The sequence below is a fragment of the Peterkaempfera griseoplana genome (genome assembly GCF_001418575.1).
GTDB lineage: Bacteria > Actinomycetota > Actinomycetes > Streptomycetales > Streptomycetaceae > Peterkaempfera > Peterkaempfera griseoplana.
The window spans coordinates 1-6,650 of record NZ_LIQR01000023.1 but is presented as its reverse complement, the minus strand read 5'-3'; the positions used below and the strand labels follow the sequence as shown (position 1 = coordinate 6,650).

Annotated in this window: 6 protein-coding genes and 2 pseudogenes; 5 read left to right on the top strand and 3 right to left on the bottom strand. The window is 69.3% G+C overall.

Annotation, left to right across the window (positions count from 1 at the left end; translation table 11 throughout):
* Positions 1-244: 244 nt before the first annotated feature.
* Positions 245-553: a hypothetical protein gene (locus AOK09_RS01920; RefSeq protein ID WP_055585323.1), complete on the bottom strand. Its 309-nt coding sequence runs from the start codon at positions 551-553 to the stop codon at positions 245-247.
* 320 nt (positions 554-873) lie between these two features.
* Between AOK09_RS01920 and AOK09_RS01915 the strand changes: the two genes are divergently transcribed.
* The 4 genes from AOK09_RS01915 (at position 874) to AOK09_RS01900 (ending at position 3,676) form a co-directional block, all read left to right on the top strand.
* Positions 874-1,077, top strand: coding sequence for a cold-shock protein (locus AOK09_RS01915; protein WP_055585322.1), 204 nt, complete (start codon positions 874-876; stop codon positions 1,075-1,077).
* A gap of 346 nt (positions 1,078-1,423) precedes the next feature.
* On the top strand, positions 1,424-2,854 hold the full coding sequence (locus AOK09_RS01910; RefSeq protein ID WP_055585321.1) for a DEAD/DEAH box helicase: 1,431 nt from the start codon (positions 1,424-1,426) through the stop codon (positions 2,852-2,854).
* 46 nt (positions 2,855-2,900) lie between these two features.
* Positions 2,901-3,308, top strand: coding sequence for a CBS domain-containing protein (locus AOK09_RS01905; protein WP_055585320.1), 408 nt, complete (start codon positions 2,901-2,903; stop codon positions 3,306-3,308).
* Positions 3,309-3,358: 50 nt separating this feature from the next.
* The gene (locus AOK09_RS01900) at positions 3,359-3,676 is read left to right on the top strand and encodes an SCO5918 family protein (protein ID WP_055585319.1); all 318 of its coding nucleotides are present in this window, start codon (positions 3,359-3,361) and stop codon (positions 3,674-3,676) included.
* Between the two features lie 100 nt (positions 3,677-3,776).
* Here the strand turns inward: AOK09_RS01900 and AOK09_RS41595 are convergent.
* Both AOK09_RS41595 and AOK09_RS01895 read right to left on the bottom strand, forming a co-directional pair.
* Positions 3,777-4,106, bottom strand: a pseudogene (locus AOK09_RS41595) (hypothetical protein).
* A 298-nt stretch (positions 4,107-4,404) separates the two neighbouring features.
* Positions 4,405-5,067 (bottom strand): annotated as a pseudogene (locus AOK09_RS01895) (IS701 family transposase); the annotation flags it as partial.
* Between the two features lie 691 nt (positions 5,068-5,758).
* Here AOK09_RS01895 and AOK09_RS01890 point away from each other — a divergent pair.
* Positions 5,759-6,313 carry a GNAT family N-acetyltransferase gene (locus AOK09_RS01890; RefSeq protein WP_322973143.1) on the top strand — a complete coding sequence of 185 codons (555 nt, stop codon included), beginning with the start codon at positions 5,759-5,761 and terminating at the stop codon, positions 6,311-6,313.
* The last annotated feature ends 337 nt before the right edge of the window (positions 6,314-6,650 follow it).

Sequence of the window (6,650 nt, the reverse complement as noted above, 5' to 3'; positions counted from 1 at the left end):
GGCACCACCGCGGTCAGCAGACGGAACTCCAGTAGCCCGGACAGTGGGCAGTGGTGTACCTACAGGTCTGCCCCTTGGGCTGACTGCCCGGGGCGCCCGTGTCTTCGCCTTGATCGGTCGGCCTGTCGGTGGCGCCGGCGCAGGCGGTCGGCGGGGCTCGTGCCTCTTGACGTCGGCGGCGCCGCGCGGGCTCTTACCGTCCATCCGGAGGGCAAAGCCTGTGGATGCCGTGTTCGCAGGCGGACTATCCCGACGGCGGGCGCCCCAGCACCGAGCCCTCGAGATCGGCGACGACCTGCTCGACGATCGTGTGTCGGCAGTGATCGGCTGCGGCCTGGACCAGCGGCAGCACCTGGCTGCTGAAGACCGCGTGGAACCACCGGACGCTGGACAACTCGCCCTGGCCGTCCGGGATCCCGGCATCGTCCGGGCGCCTTGTGCGGCGCACCAGCAGGCGGGTGGTGGCCTGGCAGCGCCGGGCCTTGCCGGTGATCGCGGCGTCCTGGACCTCGGCGACCTCTGGGTCAGAGACCCAGCGCTGCTTGTCCTTCATCCCCGACTCCAAGCGTGGGCAGACAGGCTGGAAAAGCCTCATTATCTGCGATCGCGAGAGGAGATTTAAAAGGGTCGCGCAGGCACAGTATTCGCCGCAGCGAACGGAGTGGGATTTTCGACGTACGCGGATCGTTGTGACGTGGTAGCGTCCATCTCAGTTGCAGTGTGGTTCCCGACGCTTCGAGTGCCTCCGGTCGGCCATTGGCCGCTGGAATGGCTTTTGCGTTCCGGTCTTTTTCCGGACGGGGTGATCATCGCGGTGACGAGACGTCCGCGCAGTGCGGATCCCGTATGTGCTGCCCCACAAGGAGATATGACATGGCTGCTGGTACCGTGAAGTGGTTCAATGCGGAAAAGGGCTTCGGCTTCATCGAGCAGGACGGTGGCGGCGCCGACGTGTTCGCCCACTACTCGAACATCGCCGCCCAGGGCTTCCGCGAGCTGCTCGAAGGCCAGAAGGTGACCTTCGACATCGCTCAGAGTCCGAAGGGCCCGACGGCGGAGAACATCGTTCCCGCCTGACACCAAGGCGTACTCTGCAGCTGGGGCCCGCATCCTTCGGGGTGCGGGCCCCAGCCGCACGCATCTCCCGGCGGTGTTCACCTTCGGGACGACCCGGAGGAATCTGCAGGCTCACCGCGCGGATCTCCTCTCGGGATGCAGAGGCCCTGCTCGCGGCCTGGGGGCCGGACCTCGACGCTCCGGATTTTTCGTCGACATCACGGGTCCACTTCGACGCCCACGCCGGCATGGATATCCGTCCGCTCGGCATCGCTTTCACGCCGCATTCGGCCCGTTCTTGAGATTCTACGCGCCGCTCGTCGACGCGGGAATTCCTTGATATGCGCCGCATCGAGGAAGGTGTCGCATGTACCGCACACGCACGAACGACCGCTTCGCCCGCGCCCGTAGGGGCAGGGCTGCCCCCGGAAGGGGCGCCGGGCCCGCCCCGGTCCAGGGTGAGTTCGCTCTGCCCGAGGCGATCACCCCCTCGCTTCCCGCAGTGGAGGGCTTCGCCGATCTCGACATGCCCGTGGAGCTGTTGGCCGCGCTGGGTTGGCAGGGCGTGACCGTTCCGTTCCCGATCCAGGCCGCGACCCTTCCGAACTCCCTCGCGGGCCGTGACGTACTGGGCCGCGGGCGCACCGGCTCCGGCAAGACCCTCGCCTTCGGGCTGGCGCTGCTCGCCCGTACAGCCGGGCGGCGGGCCCAGGCCGGGCAGCCGCTGGGGCTGGTCCTCGTACCGACACGGGAGCTGGCGCAGCAGGTCACCGACGCGCTCGCCCCCTACGCCCGCTCCGTGAAGCTGCGGCTCGCCACGGTGGGGGGCGGGATGCCGATAGGCCGCCAGGTGAGCGCCCTGCGTGGTGGCGCGGAGGTCGTCGTCGCCACACCCGGACGCCTCAGGGATCTCATCGACCGCGGCGACTGCCGGCTGGACCAGGTCGCCATCACCGTCCTCGACGAGGCCGACCAGATGGCCGGCATGGGCTTCATGGCGCAGGTCACCGCGTTCCTCGACCAGGTCCGCCCCGAGGGTCAGCGGATGCTGTTCTCCGCCACGCTCGACCGGAACGTCGACCTGCTCGTGCGTCGCTTCCTGAACGATCCAGTCATGCACTCCGTCGACCCCTCGGCAGGGGCGGTCACGACCAGGGGGCACCACGTGCTCCATGTCCACGGCGCTGACAAGCAGGCAGCGACCACCGAGATCGCCGCGCGCGACGGCCGAGTGATCATGTTCCTCGACAGCAAGCAGGCTGTCGACCGCCTGACCGAACACCTCCTGAACAGCGGGGTACGGGCCGCCGCCCTGCACGGCGGGAAGTCGCGGCCGCAGCGCACCCGCACCGTGACGCAGTTCAAGACCGGGCATGTCAGCGTGCTGGTCGCGACCAACATCGCGGCCCGCGGCATCCACGTCGGCAACCTCGAGCTCGTTGTCAACGTCGACCCGCCGACCGACCACAAGGACTACCTCCACCGCGGTGGCCGTACCGCCCGTGCCGGTCAGTCCGGCAGCGTCGTCACCCTGGTCACCCCGCACCAGCGCCGCGACATGACCCGCCTCATGGCAATGGCGGGCATCGTCCCGCGGACCACCCAGGTCCGCCCGGGTGATCAGGCCCTGCACCGCATCACCGGCGCTCAGGCTCCCTCGGGTATCCCGGTCCTCATCACCGCACCGGTGGTCGAACGTTCCAAGAACCGGGGCACCACCTCCCGCGGCCGACGCCGCCCCGCTTCGGCGGCCCGGCGAGCGCTCGTACGGAAGTCCGCTTTCCACGCGGCAGCGTAGAACCTCGGGTTCAGGCAGCCGCCCCATCTCTGTGAGGAGTATTTCTTTGACGCTGATGCAGATGCAGCACCGCCAGGCGAGACCCAACGCGGCGCACACGCCGGTGGTCGACGCGACGGACCAAGCCGGACCGCAGGTCTGGGAGGACATGACCGTCGAGGTGGCGTTGTCCGTCATGGCCGCCGCCCGTACGGGTCATCTGGTCGTCTGCGACGAGGACGGGCTGTGCACCGGACTGGTCACCCGGGTCCGGCTCACCGCCGTCCGTGACGGCTCCGGATACACGGACCGGATCCGCTTGCGCGACATCGCGGACGGCGACGGGCCATCGACCTTGACGCCGAGCTCAACGGCGGGGGCCGCGCCCGCGACGTTCCACCGGCCGCCCGGAACCCTCCCCACGGCCGACGAACACGACAGCGCCCTTTGCGGCGTGCTGGTTCTTTCGCGCTGATCCGCCTCACCGCGGTCGGCCCCGTCTTCCCTTCTCCCTCATGAGGCCCCATGCGCTGTGTCATTGCTCGCTACTCGTTCGACCTGACCAAGAGCGGCGTGCTGGAAGCGATGAAGGGCGTCAAGCCCGAGCCGGTCGCCGCCGGCGAGTCCGTGATCATCGGACGACGTCACTACCCCGTCAAGCAGGTCGGCCAGGTCATCACCCGCCAGGACCGCCGCGACTTCAGCGCCGCCGAAGTCCTCAGGGCCATGGTCCGGCTCGGCTTCACCTGTCACACCCGACCCGAGGCCGCACCCGAGCCCCTCGGCAGTCCGCTGGAGCGGGCTTCCGCAATGCTCTGCCCCCCTGCCCCCCTGCCCGTCTGACCGACAGAGCGAGCGCCGGCCGCACGGCAGTGAGGGTCCGACCGTCACTCGACGGTCGGACCCTCACTGCCGTGCCGTGTCTTCTCGGCGCGGCAACAGATCAGTGGTCGGAGTAGCTGAAGTCGCCCACAGTCCAGGCACTGACGTCCTCGTTGGCGACGTGGTACATCCCGACCGTCTCCGGGATCCCGACCGTGCCTGCAGGATCCGGGGGACGTGGAAGTGAAGATGTGCGGGGGCCCGTTCTTCTTCGCGGCGGTGTCGATTTCGGCGGAGAATTCGCCCAAGCGGACGGACCCGTCAGCACCTCCGACATCCTCTGCCGCCACACGGCCTCGGGAGCCGGCCGACCGGTGATGACAGCACCGTTGGTGACCACGGCCAGGTACATCTGATTGCTCTGTCCGACCTCCACAAGGTCGTGTCCCACGACGTGGTGGAGGGGATCAAGCGCTACGCGTTCCGGTAGGAGGCCAGGCCCACGGCGACCTCCGTAGACGCGCCTGCCCACGAAGCCTGCTGGTGAGGTGGGTTGAGCCCCTGAATGGACGGAGCCACCATCCCTGGCCTGCGGATTTCGGCGCCTTGATCTCTTGGACCACCTGGCGGGACGCCATCCTCCACAAGGCCGGCGATCTGAACGATCGGCTTTTGCAAACCTTGCCGAGAGATCCCCAGGTGAGTCGGGTGGGGGTGCCCTCAGAGTTCTCCAACTGCCGCTCCACGCCTACGTAGCCGACACCGGACTGTTCCAGCAGTCGGCGGAAGCGCCCTTCCTGTCCGTAGGCCGAGTCCGCGGTGACCCAGGCGATGGGCAGCTCGGAGGCGAGTGCGCGCAGCACCAGGGCCTTGGCGAGTTCGCCCTTGGTGTGGAAGTCCCGCTCGTCGGGGATCTTCGCCGCACGGCAGCGGTCCAGGTCTTCGGTCCAGGACTTGGGCAGGTAGAGCTCGCGGTCGACCAGGGCGCGTCCGCGAGCGGAGGCGTAGGCCGCGAAGACCCCGATCTGGCAGTTCTCGGTGCGGCCGGCGGTGCCGGAGTACTGGCGCTGCACGCCTGCGGAGGTGGTGCCCTTCTTGACGAAGCCGGTGTCGTCGATGATCAGGACTCCGTTGTCCTGGCCGAGACGTTCGGCGACGAAGGCCTGGAGCTCGTCGCGGATATCGTCGGCGTCCCAGCGGGCGCCGGCGAGCAGGTGCTGTAGGCCGTCGGGGGTGGCGTGACCTGCGTATTCGGCCAGCTGCCAGCCGTTCTTGCGGCCGACCGGGCCGAGCAGGCCGCGGACGTAGTCACGCATCCGGCGACGGGGCTCCACGCGGCCGAAGCGGTGACCGACGCGGAGGAAGAGGTCTTCGAGTTCGCGGTCCCAGGTCTCGGCTGAAGGCTCGTTGATCACGACGAAAGGCTGCCCCGCCGCGGCGACCTCCAACGGCGGCAGCACACGATCGAGGGGCGGTCCCGTGAAGACCGCCCCGGATGAGATGTCCGCCCACTACACTCGCGCCACGCAGCCTCTGAGCAGGCAAAACGTCGAAGTCCTGCTGGAGTACTAGGGGGAGTGGCTCTCGAGGGGTCCGGCCGCCGTCTGGTGCTGGTCCGGCCGTCGGGCTCGGGGGTGGTCCTGGGACCGGTGTCCGTCGGTGGGTGGACGGTAGCTCGCGCGGTGTGGTGTGGGGCGCAGAGCACCGCACCGCGTGCGCGAGGGGCTATGCGCCCCGCCGCGGGGCGTTCTCGGCCGGAGAACTCTCGGGAACGGCCGATAGCGTGTGATGTGCAGCGCCCGCCCGCCGATGTGCCCCCGGCAGGATGTGTCCGGGCGGGCACCGTTGCCTTTGCCGGGTTCAAGGTGGTTGGTAGCGGTCTCGCCGGTTTAATTTCGTAGGTCAGCTGGGTGCTGGGGCTGACAGGATCAGGCCATGTCGAGAGATACCTTGCTGGGCAGGGCCCGTGGGCTGTGGGAGGACCTGGCGTCCGTGCCGGTGTCGTTTGCGTCGGCGGGGGGTGTGATCGTGGTCGTCTCGTCGGAGTCGGGGATCTGCCCTCCCGGTTGGGTTGGGGTGGTGTCCCTGGGAGAGGCGGCGATCGTGACCGCACCGAGCGAGGGTGCGGCCGTGATGGTTCGGGACGCACTCGGAATGCTTTCAGCGGAGGCGGTCACCGATGCCGACGCGGTTCGCGAGGTGCTGCCCGTGGCTCGGGTGCTCGGGCCGGCAACGCTCGCGTATGCGTCCGCGGACGGTTTCCGTCCGGCCGTGGCAAGTTCAGTGACGGTAGAACAACTACCGGGTGAGCACCCGGACTTGCGGGACCTGGAGAAGTCGGCGGGCGAGGAGGATGCGGGAGAGGCTGGCCTGTGGGAGATCACCTCGCCGGCGTTCGTGGTCCGAGAGAATGGCCAGGTGGTCGCCGCCGCCGGATACCGATGCTGGCCGAGCCGGACCGCGCATATCAGCGTGTTGACCGCCCCGGGGTGGCGGGAGCGGGGGCTGGCCCGGGTGACGGGCTCGGCGACGACGGCGCATGCGCTCGCGGCCGGGCTGCTGCCGCAGTGGCGAGCTCGGGTGCCAGCATCCCGGCGGGTTGCGGCCGCCTTGGGCTTCCGTGAGCTGGGGGTTCAACTCAGCATCGAGCTCGCATAGCTGCGGTGGGCGTTCGCCCGGGATGCTACTCGGGCGGGGTCGGCGGGTGGCCGGCTGCTCCTCGACGGCGTCGCGCTCGGCGACCAGGGCGGGCCCGTCGTGCTCGCGGGCGGTGCGCCACGTGCCGTTCTTGAGGGTCACGTAGGCGCCTTGGTCGGCGTTCTCCTGCGCCATGCGGCGGGCCTTGGCTTTGTCGGGGGCGATGCGGGCCGTGGGCCGGTCGGGGCTGGTGTCCCATGACGCGGTGACGCGGTACCCGATGCGGTTCTTGGTGCGGTCGCCACTGGCGGTGTGCCGGTAGGCGGCTCATGCGGCGTTCTCGTGGCGGGCGTTGTGG

Coding starts and splice junctions, on each gene's coding strand:
- AOK09_RS01920 (WP_055585323.1), bottom strand. CDS start 553: ATGAAGGACAAGCAGCGCTGGGTCTCTGACCCAGAGGTCGCCGAGGTC.
- AOK09_RS01915 (WP_055585322.1), top strand. CDS start 874: ATGGCTGCTGGTACCGTGAAGTGGTTCAATGCGGAAAAGGGCTTCGGC.
- AOK09_RS01910 (WP_055585321.1), top strand. CDS start 1,424: ATGTACCGCACACGCACGAACGACCGCTTCGCCCGCGCCCGTAGGGGC.
- AOK09_RS01900 (WP_055585319.1), top strand. CDS start 3,359: ATGCGCTGTGTCATTGCTCGCTACTCGTTCGACCTGACCAAGAGCGGC.